Below are 15547 nucleotides of genomic sequence, written 5' to 3'. Positions count from 1 at the left end.
GATTGGTGAAAATGAGCTAAAAAAATAGGAACTGCCATTATGGCGGTTCCTATTTTTGATCGGCTTAAATTTTACCAACTAAGTCAGCGCCTGGTTTCAACGTCTTTTCGCCAGGATGCCAGTTGACTGGACAAACTTGGTCGCCGTGTTCAGCAACAAATTGGGCAGCTTCAAGCTTACGCAAGATTTCATCAATGTTGCGGCCCATCCCCATTTCATTGACTTCATAGGCTTTGATCTTGCCTTCAGGGTCAATGATAAAGGTGCCACGGAATGTTTGGCCGGAATCGGCGTCTAAAACGTCGAAGAAACGGGCTAATTTCCCAGCTGGATCGGCTAACATCGGGTACTTGATCTTGCCAATCGTTGGGGTGGCTTGCGCCCAAGCCATGTGGACAAATTCTGTATCTTCAGAAACAGAGTACACGTTGCAATCATTTGATTGGAATGCTGCGTAATGATCCTGTAACTCACTTAATTCTGTTGGACAAACGAAAGAAAAATCAGCTGGATAAAAAAGGATAACGGCCCATTTGCCTAACAGGTCTTGGTCCGTAACAGTGGTTAATTCACCAGCTTGATAGGCATTCACCTTAAACGGTTCAATTTGCTTATCGATCATACTCATTTGACATCGCCTCGCAAGTTAGATTAATTCTTAAATCATAATCATTATAAACACGGCTGGAAACGAAAGTCAAATCCTGGTGCAATGATTCGCTAAGGTAGCTGGTAAAGAACGTCCTTCGGCAACAGCAGGGTTGGAACATCGTGAACATGACTGAGACTATGTGTCTACGGACTTAATCTGGATTCCGAAAGCGATGGTGTGCTTGCTATTTTTCAAGCTGCTCGCTTGCCGCTTGAATGCTGAGTTCGTAAAAATCCTGATGACTGTTATTAGCATTGCAGTGTCATCAAAGCATCATTTAGCGATGGTATACCAATTTGGGGTTTTTATGAATTTCCACGACAAACGGAATGTCGTTTGACATTAAAATCAAATGAAACCGTTTCAACATAATGGTCGCTTTTTAGAATAGAAGCTGGTACGCTTGATTTAGGTTATTTGTTTGAGCTTGTACAAAGAAAGGATGTTGTTATAATGGAAAACACAACACGCATGACGGTTCGCAACCTCGTTAACGATGAAATTACCAATCCATTCATTTCTTTATATTTAGCAACGCCAGTAGCGCCACAAGCGCGCACGCAAGTACAATTAACTTTAAAAAACCTTTTAAAAACGGCACAGCAACAATTCGCTGTTTTCGCACCGGAAGCTGATTTTCGACCTTATCAAACGAAAATGGCGACGCTTTTACAAGAAAGCCATTTATGGCAGCAGCAGTTAACCGGCGGGTTAGGCATCATTATTGGGTTAGATGATATTCGTATGACCCGGTTAGCACAAGTGTCCGTTTCCACTGTTTCCGTGGGCAATTATCCTGATCTACGGCCAATGTTGGCGGCACAACAGCGTGAATTTACGTTTGACTTATTATGTCTAAGCCAAGATCAATGGCAACTCTACCATTATCAAGGGCAGCAATTATCGCCGGTTCAAATGGCCACCGATGCGCCGACTACCTTGCAAAAGGCGTTGGGAACGGAACTACGTGGTGGTGACTTAAACTTTAAAACCCACGGCAGTCAAAGTGGCCAGGTGAGTTATCATAGTCATCAAAGTAAGTCTGAAGCACAGGCCATTGATCATGAGCGTTATTATCAACAAGTGGCTGATTATTTAGCGCAAGAACGGTCTGAACGACTGGTATTGTTTGCATTACCTGAAAATCAAGCCTTGTTTAGAAGCTTTAATAAGAACCCGCATTTAAGCACTACGTTGCGCATTGACCGGTCACCAGTGGGCGTTACCGGGGAAGCCTTAGATGAAGCCATCCAGCCGTTGTTTACGGCCTGGCAGCAGCAACAGATTGAAATGGCGCAACAACATTATGCCAGTGCAATTGCCCGGCAACTGACTTGTGAAACAGCAGCAGATCTGGTGCAAGCAGCGGTGCATGGTAATTTAGCAGAACTATTATTGGTTGAAGATGGTACCATGCCAGGTCTGGTCATGCCAGATGGTTGGTTAGACCAAACCACCATGGCCGGCCGGTACCATAACTTATTAGTTGACCTGAGTGCATTGGTCTTGCAACAAGGTGGTAAAGTGACCATTATGCCACAAGCTAGCATGCCAGTGGCTGGACCAGCCTGTGGTGTGAAACGTTATTAGACGCTAAAAAAGCATTCCAAACATCGGAATGCTTTTTTCAATGCCCTAAAGTGCCGCTTTAATGTCAGCCTCAATTTTTTTAGGTTTGGTGGTTGGCGCATAGCGCTTGATCAGGTTGCCATCTTTGCCCACTAAAAATTTGGTGTAGTTCCATTTAATGCGGCCATGCCCGGATTCGGCTTTCAAATAAGTGAATAAGGGGTCTTCACCGTCGCCATTGACTAACACCGGTTTAGTCATTAAGAACGTGACGCCATAGTGCATTTGGCAATATTCTTGGACATCGCTGTCGGTTTTCAATTCTTGATGGAACTGGTTGGAAGGTAAGCCTAACACAACTAAGCCAGCTTTCCCGTAAGTCTTATGCAAGGTTTCCAGGCCTTCTAATTGTGGGGCGAGACCACATTTACTGGCAGTATTGACGATCAACACGACTTTGCCTTTGAAATCGGCTAAAGGTAATGGTTGTCCTGAAATTTCTGTTTCGTTGAAATCGTAAATGCTCATGTGAAAACTTCCTTTCATTTGGTAGGTTGTAAGTAATTTTGTAATTGCATCGCTAATTGTTGTTGATCGGCCAACATGCGCCGGTATTCTTCTAACGACATGCCCAGCTGATCCAGCACACAACTGGTGACTTTGTTGGTGATCGGTAGTTCTGCTGCTTGGCCTTTAGCGGTTAAGTGAACAAAAAGCTGGCGCCGGTCAGTGGTGGAACGTGTACGGGTCAGCCAACCATGGGTCTCTAAACGCTTGAGCAAGGGGGTTAAGGTGTTGCTTGCTAAGTTTAAATGCTGCGCTAAGTCATGCAGGCGCTGATGGTCTGCTTGCCAAAGAGCTAGCAACACCAGGTACTGTGGGTAGGTCAACTGATAGTCGCCTAAAACCTGGGCGTAAAATTGATTAAACAAGTGGTCTGTTTTATAAATCGCAAAACAAAGTTGATCCGTTAGTTTCATTAACATCGAGCTTCCTTTATGGTTGATTGATCGCGCACGATTGATTAAATTTACTATAGTGCCTTTTCAGGCAAGATGCAAGGGGGAACATGAAATTTTTACAAATGAAGGTCTGGATTCGATAAATTTACAAAATTGGTTTGCCAAAATAGTCAGTAAGCAGTGGAATGCGGTATGATAAGGTTAACGAAAACAAACAAAATGAGGTGCCTTTAATGATTAAAACGATTAACTGTGATCCTACTTTTTTGGCGCAAAAATCAGTGCCAGCGACAAGTGCCGATCAACAGGTGCTTCAAGATCTCAACGATACGTTGCAGGCACATGCAGCAGACTGTGTGGGCATGGCAGCCAATATGATCGGTGTCAATAAGCAAATCATTGTGTGTCAAATGGGGCCGCTAATTTTGCCGCTGGTCAACCCGAAGATCACTCAAAAAAGTGGTCCTTATCAGGCTTCAGAAGGCTGCTTGTCTTTAAGTGGTGAACGACCAGCTAAGCGCTACAAAAAAATCACCGTCCAGTATTTAGACCAGCATTTTCAACCGCAAACGCGGCAGTTCACCGACTTTGTGGCGCAAATTATTCAGCATGAAATGGATCATTGTCAGGGAATTTTGATCTAGCTGTTTAAAAGGGAGCATAAGCTTAGGCCAGTTGGATCCAGATCTAATGAACAACTAGTGAATATCACGTAGCACTCAAGTCGACTTAATGACTTTGAACTTGGAACAACTTTTACGATACGAGGGGGGATCAGAATGGCAAAGGGCAAGCTTTTTGGGGCTGTGGTGATTGGCGAACAAAATGTGGATCTTAGCATTGTTGACCTGCGGCACTTACAGGTGATTGAGCGGGCCAATGCGCGAATCGCATTAGGGAATCATTTGATTGCGGCCGGGACCATTGCCAATGCGTCAGTTGAGGCCTTGATCCAAGCACTGCGCGGCTTTCAGCAGTTAATGCAAGACTATGGTGTGGCGGATATGCGAGTGGTGGCAAGCCATACGGTGACTGAGGCCACAAATATGAGTTACATTCGGGATCAGATCTACATTCGCACAGGGATGATCGTGCATTTTATGACGATCAATGAAGAGTTATTGTTGCAGTATGAAGGGGTTGCCTTATTTTTCGCACCGTTTCAGCAGTTGATTCAAGAAAATACGTTGTTGCTGCACATTGGGGCCACCACCATTGACCTGTTGATCTTCCAAAAAGGGGCCTTGGTGCTGACACGTGAATTGCCGTTAGGGCCGTTGCAAGTGCTGCAACGGCTATCTGGCTTGGCGCACCAAGTGGCGGCCTACGATCAGGTGTTAAGCGATTATTTGCGCTCAAAGTTACTCGATGTTTGGCGGTTGTTGCCGATTGAAAAGTTTGATCAGGTGATTTTAAGCGGCACGATCACCGCGTTATTTGCGCCTTTGTTGGCAAGTGATAAGCAAGGTAAAGCGTTAAGCCATGCAGAATTTGACCAGCGCTTTGCCACTTTGATGACTTTATCAGAGCAGGAATTGGCGACGCGGTTAAAGTTGGTGGAGATTGAGGCGGCAGCGGTTGAACCGACCTTACTGTTGTTGGATCAGATCTTTGACCGGTTGGCGGTGAAGCAGATCTGGTTGACAAATGTGAAAATGGTCGATGGCTATGTGGCATATTTAAGCCAGGAGCAACAGCTTTACCCAACGTCGTGGCAGTTTGATGATGCCATTTTAACCAGCGCCCAACAGATTGCGCGGCGGTATCAGGTGGATGAAGGCCATCAGCAGCAGGTTTTGATGTTTGCAGGGCAATTATTTGACCGGTTGAAAAAAATTCATGGCTTGACCAAATCGGATCGTTTATTACTTCAATTAGCGGCAATTTTGCAAGATACAGGGTTATTTATCGATGCCAATCATCATGCGTTACACTCGGAATATATTATTCAGGAAAGTGCGGTGCTCGGTTTAACCAAAACGCAACAGCAAATTGTGGCTGCGGTGGCACGTTATCATAGTGCCAGCTCACCGTCGTTGGATCTCAGTCAGGTGGAGCGCCTGCACTTAACAGACCGGCTGAAAGTCGCAAAGTTAGCGGCAATTTTACGCTTAGCGGACGCTTTGGATGATAGTCACCAAAATAAGATCAGTAAGATCTCATTGCGCTTACAACCGGAACAGGTGGTGATTACCGCGACCACCAATCAAGACCTGACGTTAGAGCAGTGGACCTTTCAGCAGAAGGCAGATTTTTTCCAAAAAGTCTATGGGCTAAAGCCGATTTTGCGGCGTAAAAAAGTGCAATTGTAGCAGCGGATTTAACAGAAAGTAGGTGCAGCATGCATTATAGTGAACCGAAATATTTTGTGAATCGAGAATTGAGTTGGGTTGATTTTAATGATCGCGTATTAGATGAAGCACGGGATAAACGCAATCCCTTACTGGAACGGGTCCGCTTTTTAGGAATCACCCAAAGTAACTTAGATGAGTTTTTTATGGTGCGCGTGGCGTCATTGCGGAAAATGCAAGCAGTAGCGTACGATGAGCCAGATGCGGCTGGGATGCGGCCTGGTGAACAGCTCAGGGCCTTAAGTCAGAAAATCCATACGTTAGTGGATAAGCAATATTCCACGTTGATCCGCTCGTTATTGCCGCAGTTGAATCAGGTCGGCATTCATTTGCGGCGTTACGATGATCTGGATAAAAAACAACTGTTGTTTGTCAGTCAGTACTTCCACCAAATGCTGGCGCCAGTTTTGACGCCAATGGCAGTGGATGCCTCGCGGCCGTTTCCGTTTATTGGCAATAACACGTTAAACTTAGCGCTACGGTTAGTGAAAAAAACGGCGCCGGATGAAAAAGAAAAGCGTTTTGCCACGGTTCAAGTACCGGATATGTTTCAGCGGGTGGTGGCTTTGCCAGGTGAAAATCAATTTATTTTGTTGGAAGAACTGTTAAAACCGTTTATTGGAGAGCTCTTTACAGGTTACAAAGTGAAGGAGATCCAGGCCTTCCGAGTGATTCGGGACATGGACTTTGACGTGGCAGAAAAAGATGCGTCTGATCTTATGAAAGAAATCGTCAATCAACTGGCGATGCGAGACCATACGGCCGTGATGCGGTTAGAAATTGAGTCTGCCACCAGTAAAAGCTTGCGGAAGCGTTTGGTAAAAGCGCTACAAGTCCATGATGCAGATGTGTATGAAATTTCTGGTCCAATTGATCTGAACTTTTTAGGTAAATTGGTTAAACAAGTGAAAAATCATGAAGACCTGTTGTTTAAGCCCTTTAAACCTGAGATTCAACCGGCTTTACAAACCCATGATTTATTTGCGGCGATTCGTAAGCAAGACTTATTGTTGCATCATCCGTATGACAGCTTTGAACCGGTGATCCAGTTTGTCAAGCAGGCTGCCACCGATCCTAATACGCTGGCTATTAAAATGACGCTTTATCGGGTCTCCAGTCAGTCGCCGATTATCCGTTATTTAGGTGAAGCAGCGCAAAATGGCAAGCAGGTTACCGTTTTGGTGGAATTGAAAGCACGGTTTGATGAAAAGAATAACGTACATTGGGCTCATGAATTGGAACGGAAGGGGTGCCATGTAATCTATGGCTTAGTGGGGCTGAAAACCCATTGTAAGTTGTTGTTGGTGGTACGTCGTGAAAATGATGGCATTCGCCGGTACATGCACATGGCCACTGGGAATTACAACGATGTCACCGCCAATTTATACACGGACTTTGGGTTATTTACCGCTGATCCAAGAATGGGCGTCGATGCCTCGAATATTTTCAATATGCTGTCCGGTTTTTCAGAGCCGGAACAATTTGAAGTATTGAATATTGCACCATTGACGCTACGGCCGTTTTTGAAGCAACGGATCCAAGATGAAGTGGCGCAAGCCAAAGCGGGTAAAAAAGCAGTCATTCGTATGAAAATGAATTCGTTATCCGACAAAGATTTGATTGAGCAACTTTATGCAGCCGGTGCGGCTGGTGTTAAAATCGACTTGATCGTCCGTGGCATTTGCCGTTTGAAAACAGGGGTTGCGGGTGTTGGTGACAACATTACCGTCCATTCGATCGTTGGTCGCTTTTTGGAGCACAGTCGGATCTACTATTTTTACGCTGGCGGCGAAGAAAAACTTTACTTGTCCAGCGCAGATCTAATGAACCGCAATATTTCACGGCGAGTTGAATTGTTGTTCCCGATTTTCCAAGCTGATGTGAAACAGCGTATTTTGCGGATTTATGATTTGATGTGGCGAGATAATTTGAAAACCCGAGTGCTGCAACCAGATGGCCACTACGAGCGGGTTAACCGGCGTGGATTGACACCGTTGAACATGCAGGAAACGCTGGTTGCAGAAGCGGTGGCCCACCGGCAAGCCCATTTACCGAAAGAACAAGCCCCACAAACGCACTTTATCCCAATGAAGAAACCCCAAGATGAGTTAACGGAGGATGACGATTAATGGAAAATTTTGCAGTCATTGATTTAGGCTCAAGCTCAGCACGCATGACGATCACCGCGATTCAAGACGATGGGACGTACCAAGTGGTGCGCCGAGAAAAGGCGATGGTTCGGCTTTCTGAAAACATGAATGGTGACCGGCTGCTTCAACCGCCAGCCATGGAACGCACGTTGGCCACGTTAAATGATTTTCAAACCATTTACCAGGAATTGCCGAATGTGAAACTTAAAGCAGTAGCAACAGCTGCTGTACGAATGGCAAAAAATAAAAAGGACTTTTTAAAGCAAGTCAGTCGCGTGGCGCCAGATTTGAATTTAGAAGTGATCCCAGGAACGCAAGAAGCGCATTATGATTTTCTAGGGGTCATCAACACCTTGCCAGTGGCGAACTGTTTGATCATGGATACTGGTGGTGCCAGTTGTGAACTGATTCTGGTACAAAATAGCAAGGCACAACATTTGATCAGTTTGCCGATTGGATCCGTCAATTTAACGGAGCGCTTTTTTGGTCAAAGTACAGATGTGATCAAAGCGGCTGATTTATTCCGGGCGTATACGTTTATGAACCAATTATTTAACGGTGTTTGGTGGCTGCATAAGGCGCAAAATTTGCCAATTGTTGCGTTAGGTGGGAGTAATCGAACCCTGGCTAAGATCCAGCGCAAGCAGTCCAATTTCTTAAACTTCGAAGATATTCACGGCTACCATATGCCGGTGCCGGCAGCAGATGACATTTATGCCGATATTGTCAGCAAGGATTACGCGGCCCGTAAAAAGATTCCTGGGTTGGCCAAAGAGCGTGCCGACATTATTGCAGCAGGGCTAACACCTTTAGTAGCGATGACCCGTTATTTAGATTCCGACCGCGTGACATTCTCCCAGAATGGGTTACGCGAAGGGGTTTTATTCGAGCATTTATCACAATTACAAGAGCAAGGTAAAGTGGATTAGGTCAAACAAAAAACAGACGTCGTTTGCGTCTGTTTTTTGTTTGGATTAAAAATAAAAAATTGTCTGAATAATACCGGATAGTTCATCAAAAAATAGAGCGGTTTGCTTAACGTTCGATGGTACCGTGGACAAACACGGCTACACAGCTAATGCCAGTGTGACTGGAAATGGTCAGGCCGATTTGCAGCAGTTTAATAGTTGCGGCTGGGGCAGCAGCGGCTAGTTTGGTCTGAACCACTTCTGCAGCGGCCTGATCGTGACTATGGGCGATGATGATCGTCGTCGCTTGTTGGTCGCCCATAGCCGTTAGAATGTGGTCGGCTAAGGCTTGTAAGGACTTCGCCCGGGAACGGACTTTTCCTACAACGGCCAAATGCCCTGGCTCATCAACGTTCATCACCGGCTTGATTTTTAACAAGGTGCCAAGTGCAGCCGAGGTGCGGGATAAGCGTCCGCCGTGGTAGAGATAATTCAAGTCGTCAACGGTAAACCATTGATGGTAGTAATTCCGTTGCTCGGTTAACCATTGGGCCAATTCAGCGATAGGCATGCCGGCAGCTTGTTTGGCAACGGCATCTAATACCATTAAGCCTAAACCAGCACTAGCGGCCCGAGAGTCAACTACATAGATCTCAGCGTCAGGATGATCCTCTAGTAACATGGCGCGTGCTTGCACGGCGCTGTTGTATGTGCCGCTTAAACCAGATGAGAAACCTAAGTAAAGAATCGGTGTTTTTGCTTCAACATAAGGGGTAAAGCAATTTAAAAATTCACCGACATTCACTTGCGTTGTGGTTGGCATGACACCTGCCGCAATTTTTTCAAAACAATCATTAATGTCATAGCTTTGTCCGAGATCATCTGTTATTTCTTGGCCGTCTAAATTGAAATGCATGGAAACAAAGGCCACATGATGGGCTTGCAACGTTTGAAAAGGCAAGTCGCAGCCTGAATCAGTAATTAGTTGATACATAAGTTCACCTCAAATTGAAATTTGGCATGGCCTAAATATAACACCAACTCAGCATAAAATGTGAAAAAATATTTTGAACGAAAGCACAGTGCGTCACTAAAAGGCCAGTCTACCTTAAAGTACGTCAATCAATGCTGGCTGTTTTGTAACTTAATAAAATATCATTTTTGAAAAAAACTTTCGAAAATAGGCCTGATTTGGTTTTTATTTATGGTAAAATAAGCCAGACATCTAAACCAAAAATAACGAACGACTGATTTAGAAAAGAAGGCTCATGTGATGATAGACCGAACAATCATTGAGAGATTTACCAAAGTGATCTGGAATACTAGTAATCGCGGCTTAGCCGCAATTGCTTATTTGGCGCGTGTTGACCAACCAGATGCGTTGTTGATTTATGGCACAACTGATTTTGATTTGTACGTCACCGAACCGCGATTGCTCACATTTTTGAAGGAAAGTTTTGATTTGGCGACTCGTGAAAAAGTCAAAGTGACACCCTTTATGGCACAACGGTTGCATCAAGTCATAATTGAATGGCCAACAGGGCGCTTGTTAGTCACCGTTCAGGCACTACAAGCCCTGGAAACAGCGGTCCGTTGGGGTTTGGCCGGTGATTTAAGCCAAACAACGCGGCCAACGGTTGTCGCGCGGTTAAAATTATTAGGCGCATTACAACAGGCTGAAATTTTATGGGAAAATCAAGATGAGTTAAGCCGGCTACAACAAATTTTAACGCCAATGCCGGTTGTTTCAAAGCAAAGCTTGATCCAATTTTGGCAGCAAGAATTTCACCGCACTGCGCAAGTGTTAGTGTCACCTTTTATGCGCCCTACGCCAACTGGCTATATCCAACTAGGCGAAGAGTTGATCAATAGCATGGTGATTTTATTATTAGTGGCAGCTGATCAGTATGGCACTGGCGCAACCATTACAACCACTGAATTAGCAGCACTGGTGACAGCACCGCAGCTGGTGCAACAGATCAATGCGTTTTATCATGCTGTGACCACCGCTGAGGCCTCGGCGGTGGCCCCTGCCATTGCCGCATTGGCACAACAAATTGCAACCATTTAAAAAATCCTATCATTTCCGTCATTAGTCGGAGGTGGTAGGATTTTTGTTAGTCTAAACTATGACCGTGGTTTAGAAATAGTAAATTTGAAAACCCGTGGTGCTGGGCATAAAAGTGCTGCACACTGGTTTGTGTCGGTTGACTAGCAGGAGCTTGAGGTTGTTGTGCTGTTGCGATACCGAAAATAACCAAGACTAAAATTAACCCAAGCGCCAAAAAATGATGATTTGTATGATGCTGATGTGTGATTTCCATATGAACTGCCCCCAAAATCATTCGATTGTCTTCCAGAATACTCACTTTAAACGGATAAACAAGTTGATTTGAATCAATTGTGTGCATGCTACAGTGGGTGTAATCGGTTACGAAGCACCGAAAATCCCGTCATAGCAAGACCCAGACCTGATAGAAAAAATAAATCAACTTTCTATTTAGTTCGTGTTGACAAATATAAACTAACTAATTATAATAGGCCCTGTTAGTTAGTTTCATAAAATAAAAACGAACTAAAATCTCAATAAAGGATCTGATGAAATGACACACGATTCACAAACACTTTTACAATTATTCGGCCGCTTAATGCAACAACATGGCTTCATTAGTGTAGCAATGAAAAGCTGGCAATTTGATAAACACGGCCATTCACGGCAACCACAACAAGGCCAATTACGGGTGCTGCGCTTATTGGCGGACAAAGGCCAATTAACCAATTCACAAATTGTGGAAGCCTTGGACATTCGCCCAAGTTCTGCCAGCGCTTTGGTGAATAAATTGGAAGAACGCGGGTTTATCACACGTCAGCCGGATGAAAATGACAAGCGTATTTTACAAATCGTTTTAACGGAAGCCGGTCAAAACTTTCTGGATAACTCGCATCAATTAAAAGATGAACTGTCGGAAAGCCTTTTTGCTGGATTGACTGCGGATGAACAACAGCAGTTGACGCAATTAATGGCCAAATTGGTTCAACATTTAGAAGACAATCCTGTGACTTGGGAAAACACGGATTGGCAAGCCTTTTTAAAACAGGCCCATCGCGATACTGATTGGCAGGACTTTTTTAAACAGGCAAAACAGCTTAAGCGGGCCAAGCATCAGCGTGGTCGTGGGCCTTTTGACGGCCGTTTTCCCAACGGCTTTCGCGGACCATTTGAGGACTAAAGGGGGCTTTTAAAGTGCAACAGCCATCACGGTTTAAATTAAAAGATTTTGTACGCTTAATTGTGGCGATCAAGCCACGGTATTGGCAATTGGTGGTCGGCCTACTGTTAGGCTTGGTCGCCACCGGCAGTCAGCTATTGGTGCCCCAGTTTGCGAAAAACTTGATCAACGGTTTGGGGCATCATATCGATCCAGGTTTGGTGGTTGCGGTGATTGCCTTATTTATTGGCAGCGCCTTGATCAGTAGTGTTTCAGGTGCCGTACTCGGCTTTTTCGGTGAAGATGTGGTGGCGAAGCTGCGTGAATTTTTGTGGCAAAAGTTATTACGATTGCCGGTCCACTATTTTGATGACACCAAGTCCGGCGAGATCACGTCACGACTGGTGAATGATTCTACCCAGGTCAAGGATCTGTTGGCTAATTCTGTTCCGCGCATGGCGACATCGCTGTTGCAATTAGTCGGGGCCTTGGTCTTAATGTTGCTGATGGATTGGCATATGACATTGATCATGTTCATTGCTGTGCCATTAGTCATGGTGGTGATGATGCCCGTTGCACGTCGTTCGCGGCAAGTCGGGCATGCACGCCAAGATGCCTTAGCTGGGTTTAACGGTGAAGCAGGCGATGTCTTAAGTGAAGTTCGGCTGATGAAGTCATCCAATGCGGAACACTTTGAACAGCAAACCGGGCATAACAGCATTCAAAAGTTGTATCAAATTGGCCTAAAAGAAGCCATTTACGATTCTGTTGCAGGACCGTTAATGACCATGGTGATGATGGGCCTAGTAGTGGGCATGTTGGCGTATGGGGCTAATCGTGTGGCCCAAGGCACCATGAGTATGGGCATGATGTTTTCCTTCTTGATGTACTTAGTGCAAATGATCGGTCCATTTGGGACAGCCGGGCAGTTTTTCTCTGATTTAGCAAAAACTAGCGGCTCGACGGCGCGGATCAATGAACTGTTGCAGGAACCTGAGGAAGATCAGATCAGCGGCGTACCGGCCCAAGCCACTGGCCAAGTATTGACCATGGATCATGTTGATTTTAGTTACCTACCGGATCAACCGATTTTACAGCAGGTTTCCTTCACCGCGAAACCCAATACGGTAGTCGCTTTTGCAGGCCCTTCTGGTGGTGGGAAATCAACGATTTTTAGTTTGTTAGAACGCTTTTATCATCCCACAGCCGGTCAGATCCGGTTAGGGGATACCGATGTGGCTGCTTTAAATTTGGCCAGTTGGCGGTCACAAATTGGCCTTGTGGGGCAAGATGCCCCTATGCTAGCGGGCACCATTCGTTACAACTTGACGTACGGTCTAACTGGGACTTACACCGATGACCAATTGTGGCACGTTTTAGCACTGGCTTATGCCACTGATTTTGTTAAAGCGTTGTCGGAAGGACTGGACACGCAAGTTGGTGAACGTGGTGTGAAGTTATCTGGTGGGCAACGGCAACGATTAGCCATTGCCCGGGCCTTTTTAAGGGATCCGCAAATTTTATTGCTGGATGAGGCAACTGCCAATTTAGACGCAGAATCTGAAATGATGGTGCAACAAGCTTTGGCCGAATTAATGAAAGATCGGACAACGTTGATCATCGCCCATCGCTTAAGCACCATTGTGGACGCTGACGAAATTTATTTCATTGAGAAAGGTCAAGTCAGTGGTCACGGCACACACAAAGAGCTAGTGGCCAGCCATCCGTTATATCGCGAATATGTGACCAGTCAATTGGCGTCCTAAAATATCAATTTTTGAAAGAGATCTGTGTGATAACAGGTCTCTTTTTGTGTGGTCAGGATTGCCTGAAATGCGTTATGCTAGTAGCAGTTAAGCTTTCGAAAATTAATCAGAAAGGGTGAACAGCGATGCTGCAAGTTGTTTGGATCGGACGGCTTTTGTTGGCGGCTGGTTGTGGTGGTTTAATTGGCTATGAGCGAACGCGTCGACTTAAAAATGCTGGGATCCGCACCCATGTGATCGTTGCGATTGGCGCTGCTTTGGCAATGATTATTTCAAAGTATGGGTTTACCGATGTGTTGATGCTGCATGGCATGCGCTTAGACCCGGCGCGTATCGGGGCGCAGATCATCAGTGGGATCAGTTTTATTGGTGCCGGGACGATTTTGTTAAAAGGTGAAGGGGTCAATGGCCTGACCACGGCGGCAGGTGTTTGGACCACCGCGATTGTTGGCTTAGCCATTGGTGCTGGTATGGAAAGCTTGGGATTAACGGCGGCTATTTTAATTGTCTTGGTTCAATATTTGTTGCGGGAAAATACGATTTTTAAGTTTTTACTACGGCAAAAACACTTTCATTGTCGGCTGGTGCTGGAAAATAAAGGGCAAACGCTTGCGACGATTCGGCAATTATTAGCACAAGCTGGTTTTCAACACCAAAGTGTGACGGTGAGTTCGATCACACCAGAACAAATTATCTTAGCAATCGATGCCCAGTTGACAGCACAGGAAAATATTGATTTATTATTATTAGCGTTGTCGCAACAAGCAATGGTGCTACAAGTTAAGCGAGAGGACTGGCAAAATTGAAACAGGATGAGGTCGAGGTATGTTTAAAACTGCCGCAAGATGCGGTACGCGCGGCAGCAATTGACAATGGACAAACGTTGCAAGTGGTACTAAAGCAACATAAACTGGTGTTAGCGGATCATGATCGTGGTGGCTTAGCTGAAGTTGCTTGGCGGTGGCCAACTGTGTTTGCCGTATGCGCCAGTGTGATTTTTTATATCGGTTGCCGGCAGACCCACCAAATTAAATTGGTTGGCGAACAGTCTATTGCCAGTTGGGTGATTCTGTTAGGCGCACTAACTGGTTCAGTGCTATTCAGTGTGTTTTTAGTGAAAAATCGGCGGCAAATGACCAATGATTTTTCAACAAAGTTATATTGGCGGAATTTGCCAGTGATCGTGCTTTCTTTTGTCGGTATTTTGATTGTCGCCTTACTAGGCGTGTTTTGGTTAATGGGCTCCGCTTTTGCAGGGAGCACGTTTGGGCTTGGCACAGCGGTGATGATTTTTTTTGTATTTTGCTGGCTGATCAATGTGGCGATGTGTTACATTGCCCAAACCATCACGTCGCAAATGTTTATGAATTGTTTGATGCTGGTCATTATTGGTGGGACGTTGATCGCAATGGCCGCCAATGGTCAGCGTCGTTGGTGGCAGTATAACTTAAGTTTTTTAGGTACGAAGTTAGCCAGCAATAGTTGGCAATTTAATTTAACCCTGATCTTTTCCGCGTTGATTGTGGTGGCCTTAGTCGATCATTTATTTATTCTGTTACGTGAGCGTTATGGGGCCTCCGCCCGACTACAAGTGTTACGTGTGCTGATGACCTTAATGGCGGTGGATCTAGGGTTGATCGGCGTATTTCCCAATGATCAGCGTTACCATTGGCTACATGATCAAGTGGCGAATTTGCTGATTTATTTTGCCTTGGTGATCATGATCAGCTTACACTGGCTGTTACCACAGATCCCCAAGTCTTTCTTACAACTGTCACTGTTATTAGGCGGTGTTTTGGTAGGCTTGGATATTGCATTTCAAGTGGTGGGGTATTTATCGCTGACCGCTTTTGAATTAAGTGCGTTTAGCCTGGCCTTTAGCTGGGTATTACTGTTATTTCGACAAATTCAGCAGTTAGTGCTGCCCACCACCTATCAAGCGGAAATCGTGATTCGTGAGTAAGGGCAGCAAGGGATTAA

At 45.2% G+C, this 15547-nt stretch carries 15 protein-coding genes; 10 read left to right on the top strand and 5 right to left on the bottom strand.

Going from position 1 to position 15547, the window contains the following annotated elements; all coding sequences use genetic code 11:
• Positions 1 to 64: 64 nt before the first annotated feature.
• Positions 65 to 628 carry a redoxin domain-containing protein gene (locus FC07_RS08855; protein ID WP_057904744.1) on the bottom strand — a complete coding sequence of 188 codons (564 nt, stop codon included), beginning with the start codon at positions 626 to 628 and terminating at the stop codon, positions 65 to 67.
• 477 nt (positions 629 to 1105) lie between these two features.
• Here FC07_RS08855 and FC07_RS08850 point away from each other — a divergent pair, with 477 nt between their 5' ends.
• Positions 1106 to 2242, top strand: a complete 1137-nt coding sequence (locus FC07_RS08850; RefSeq protein WP_057904743.1) for a baeRF6 domain-containing protein — start codon at positions 1106 to 1108, stop codon at positions 2240 to 2242.
• A 45-nt stretch (positions 2243 to 2287) separates the two neighbouring features.
• On the opposite strand, the gene FC07_RS08845 is transcribed toward FC07_RS08850, so the two are convergent.
• Both FC07_RS08845 and FC07_RS08840 read right to left on the bottom strand, forming a co-directional pair.
• Positions 2288 to 2749 (bottom strand): glutathione peroxidase, encoded by a 462-nt coding sequence (locus FC07_RS08845; RefSeq protein WP_057904742.1) that lies wholly within the window; start codon positions 2747 to 2749, stop codon positions 2288 to 2290.
• 14 nt (positions 2750 to 2763) lie between these two features.
• Complete coding sequence (locus tag FC07_RS08840; RefSeq protein ID WP_057904741.1) at positions 2764 to 3201, bottom strand: MarR family winged helix-turn-helix transcriptional regulator; 438 nt, start codon at positions 3199 to 3201, stop codon at positions 2764 to 2766.
• A 215-nt stretch (positions 3202 to 3416) separates the two neighbouring features.
• Between FC07_RS08840 and FC07_RS08835 the strand changes: the two genes are divergently transcribed.
• The 4 genes from FC07_RS08835 (at position 3417) to FC07_RS08820 (ending at position 8613) form a co-directional block, all read left to right on the top strand.
• On the top strand, positions 3417 to 3827 hold the full coding sequence (locus FC07_RS08835; protein WP_057904755.1) for a peptide deformylase: 411 nt from the start codon (positions 3417 to 3419) through the stop codon (positions 3825 to 3827).
• A 135-nt stretch (positions 3828 to 3962) separates the two neighbouring features.
• Positions 3963 to 5495 carry a Ppx/GppA phosphatase family protein gene (locus FC07_RS08830; RefSeq protein ID WP_057904740.1) on the top strand — a complete coding sequence of 511 codons (1533 nt, stop codon included), beginning with the start codon at positions 3963 to 3965 and terminating at the stop codon, positions 5493 to 5495.
• A gap of 29 nt (positions 5496 to 5524) precedes the next feature.
• Complete coding sequence (locus tag FC07_RS08825; protein WP_057904739.1) at positions 5525 to 7663, top strand: RNA degradosome polyphosphate kinase; 2139 nt, start codon at positions 5525 to 5527, stop codon at positions 7661 to 7663.
• Positions 7663 to 8613 (top strand): Ppx/GppA family phosphatase, encoded by a 951-nt coding sequence (locus FC07_RS08820; RefSeq protein WP_057904738.1) that lies wholly within the window; start codon positions 7663 to 7665, stop codon positions 8611 to 8613. The genes FC07_RS08825 and FC07_RS08820 overlap by 1 nt, the downstream gene beginning before the upstream one ends.
• 106 nt (positions 8614 to 8719) lie before the next feature.
• Here FC07_RS08820 and FC07_RS08815 read toward each other — a convergent pair whose 3' ends face one another.
• The gene (locus FC07_RS08815) at positions 8720 to 9586 is read right to left on the bottom strand and encodes a DegV family protein (protein ID WP_057904737.1); all 867 of its coding nucleotides are present in this window, start codon (positions 9584 to 9586) and stop codon (positions 8720 to 8722) included.
• A 279-nt stretch (positions 9587 to 9865) separates the two neighbouring features.
• On the opposite strand from FC07_RS08815, the gene FC07_RS08810 reads away from it, so the two are divergent.
• Positions 9866 to 10663 carry a hypothetical protein gene (locus tag FC07_RS08810; RefSeq protein ID WP_057904736.1) on the top strand — a complete coding sequence of 266 codons (798 nt, stop codon included), beginning with the start codon at positions 9866 to 9868 and terminating at the stop codon, positions 10661 to 10663.
• A gap of 46 nt (positions 10664 to 10709) precedes the next feature.
• Here the strand turns inward: FC07_RS08810 and FC07_RS08805 are convergent, their stop codons facing one another.
• Positions 10710 to 10916: a hypothetical protein gene (locus FC07_RS08805; protein ID WP_155797792.1), complete on the bottom strand. Its 207-nt coding sequence runs from the start codon at positions 10914 to 10916 to the stop codon at positions 10710 to 10712.
• Between the two features lie 279 nt (positions 10917 to 11195).
• Here FC07_RS08805 and FC07_RS08800 point away from each other — a divergent pair, with 279 nt between their 5' ends.
• From FC07_RS08800 to FC07_RS08785, 4 genes are all read left to right on the top strand, one after another.
• Positions 11196 to 11822: a MarR family winged helix-turn-helix transcriptional regulator gene (locus FC07_RS08800; RefSeq protein WP_057904734.1), complete on the top strand. Its 627-nt coding sequence runs from the start codon at positions 11196 to 11198 to the stop codon at positions 11820 to 11822.
• A 14-nt stretch (positions 11823 to 11836) separates the two neighbouring features.
• Complete coding sequence (locus FC07_RS08795) at positions 11837 to 13567, top strand: ABC transporter ATP-binding protein (protein WP_057904733.1); 1731 nt, start codon at positions 11837 to 11839, stop codon at positions 13565 to 13567.
• Positions 13568 to 13692: 125 nt separating this feature from the next.
• Positions 13693 to 14373: an MgtC/SapB family protein gene (locus FC07_RS08790; RefSeq protein WP_057904732.1), complete on the top strand. Its 681-nt coding sequence runs from the start codon at positions 13693 to 13695 to the stop codon at positions 14371 to 14373.
• A complete protein-coding gene (locus FC07_RS08785; RefSeq protein ID WP_057904731.1) occupies positions 14370 to 15530 on the top strand; it encodes a DUF998 domain-containing protein in 1161 nt (386 codons plus the stop codon). The genes FC07_RS08790 and FC07_RS08785 overlap by 4 nt, the downstream gene beginning before the upstream one ends.
• Positions 15531 to 15547: the final 17 nt, after the last annotated feature.

Source organism: Loigolactobacillus bifermentans DSM 20003, from assembly GCF_001434575.1.
Lineage (GTDB): Bacteria > Bacillota > Bacilli > Lactobacillales > Lactobacillaceae > Loigolactobacillus > Loigolactobacillus bifermentans.
The sequence above is the reverse complement of the archived record's forward strand: the minus strand, read 5'-3'. Positions and strand labels throughout refer to the sequence as shown.

What these genes read in the sequence shown, in the direction of transcription:
- FC07_RS08845 (WP_057904742.1), bottom strand. Translation starts at nt 2,749, where the DNA reads ATGAGCATTTACGATTTCAACGAAACAGAAATTTCAGGACAACCATTA.
- FC07_RS08835 (WP_057904755.1), top strand. Translation starts at nt 3,417, where the DNA reads ATGATTAAAACGATTAACTGTGATCCTACTTTTTTGGCGCAAAAATCA.
- FC07_RS08825 (WP_057904739.1), top strand. Translation starts at nt 5,525, where the DNA reads ATGCATTATAGTGAACCGAAATATTTTGTGAATCGAGAATTGAGTTGG.
- FC07_RS08840 (WP_057904741.1), bottom strand. Translation starts at nt 3,201, where the DNA reads ATGAAACTAACGGATCAACTTTGTTTTGCGATTTATAAAACAGACCAC.
- FC07_RS08850 (WP_057904743.1), top strand. Translation starts at nt 1,106, where the DNA reads ATGGAAAACACAACACGCATGACGGTTCGCAACCTCGTTAACGATGAA.
- FC07_RS08830 (WP_057904740.1), top strand. Translation starts at nt 3,963, where the DNA reads ATGGCAAAGGGCAAGCTTTTTGGGGCTGTGGTGATTGGCGAACAAAAT.
- FC07_RS08810 (WP_057904736.1), top strand. Translation starts at nt 9,866, where the DNA reads ATGATAGACCGAACAATCATTGAGAGATTTACCAAAGTGATCTGGAAT.
- FC07_RS08815 (WP_057904737.1), bottom strand. Translation starts at nt 9,586, where the DNA reads ATGTATCAACTAATTACTGATTCAGGCTGCGACTTGCCTTTTCAAACG.
- FC07_RS08855 (WP_057904744.1), bottom strand. Translation starts at nt 628, where the DNA reads ATGAGTATGATCGATAAGCAAATTGAACCGTTTAAGGTGAATGCCTAT.
- FC07_RS08820 (WP_057904738.1), top strand. Translation starts at nt 7,663, where the DNA reads ATGGAAAATTTTGCAGTCATTGATTTAGGCTCAAGCTCAGCACGCATG.
- FC07_RS08800 (WP_057904734.1), top strand. Translation starts at nt 11,196, where the DNA reads ATGACACACGATTCACAAACACTTTTACAATTATTCGGCCGCTTAATG.
- FC07_RS08805 (WP_155797792.1), bottom strand. Translation starts at nt 10,916, where the DNA reads ATGGAAATCACACATCAGCATCATACAAATCATCATTTTTTGGCGCTT.
- FC07_RS08790 (WP_057904732.1), top strand. Translation starts at nt 13,693, where the DNA reads ATGCTGCAAGTTGTTTGGATCGGACGGCTTTTGTTGGCGGCTGGTTGT.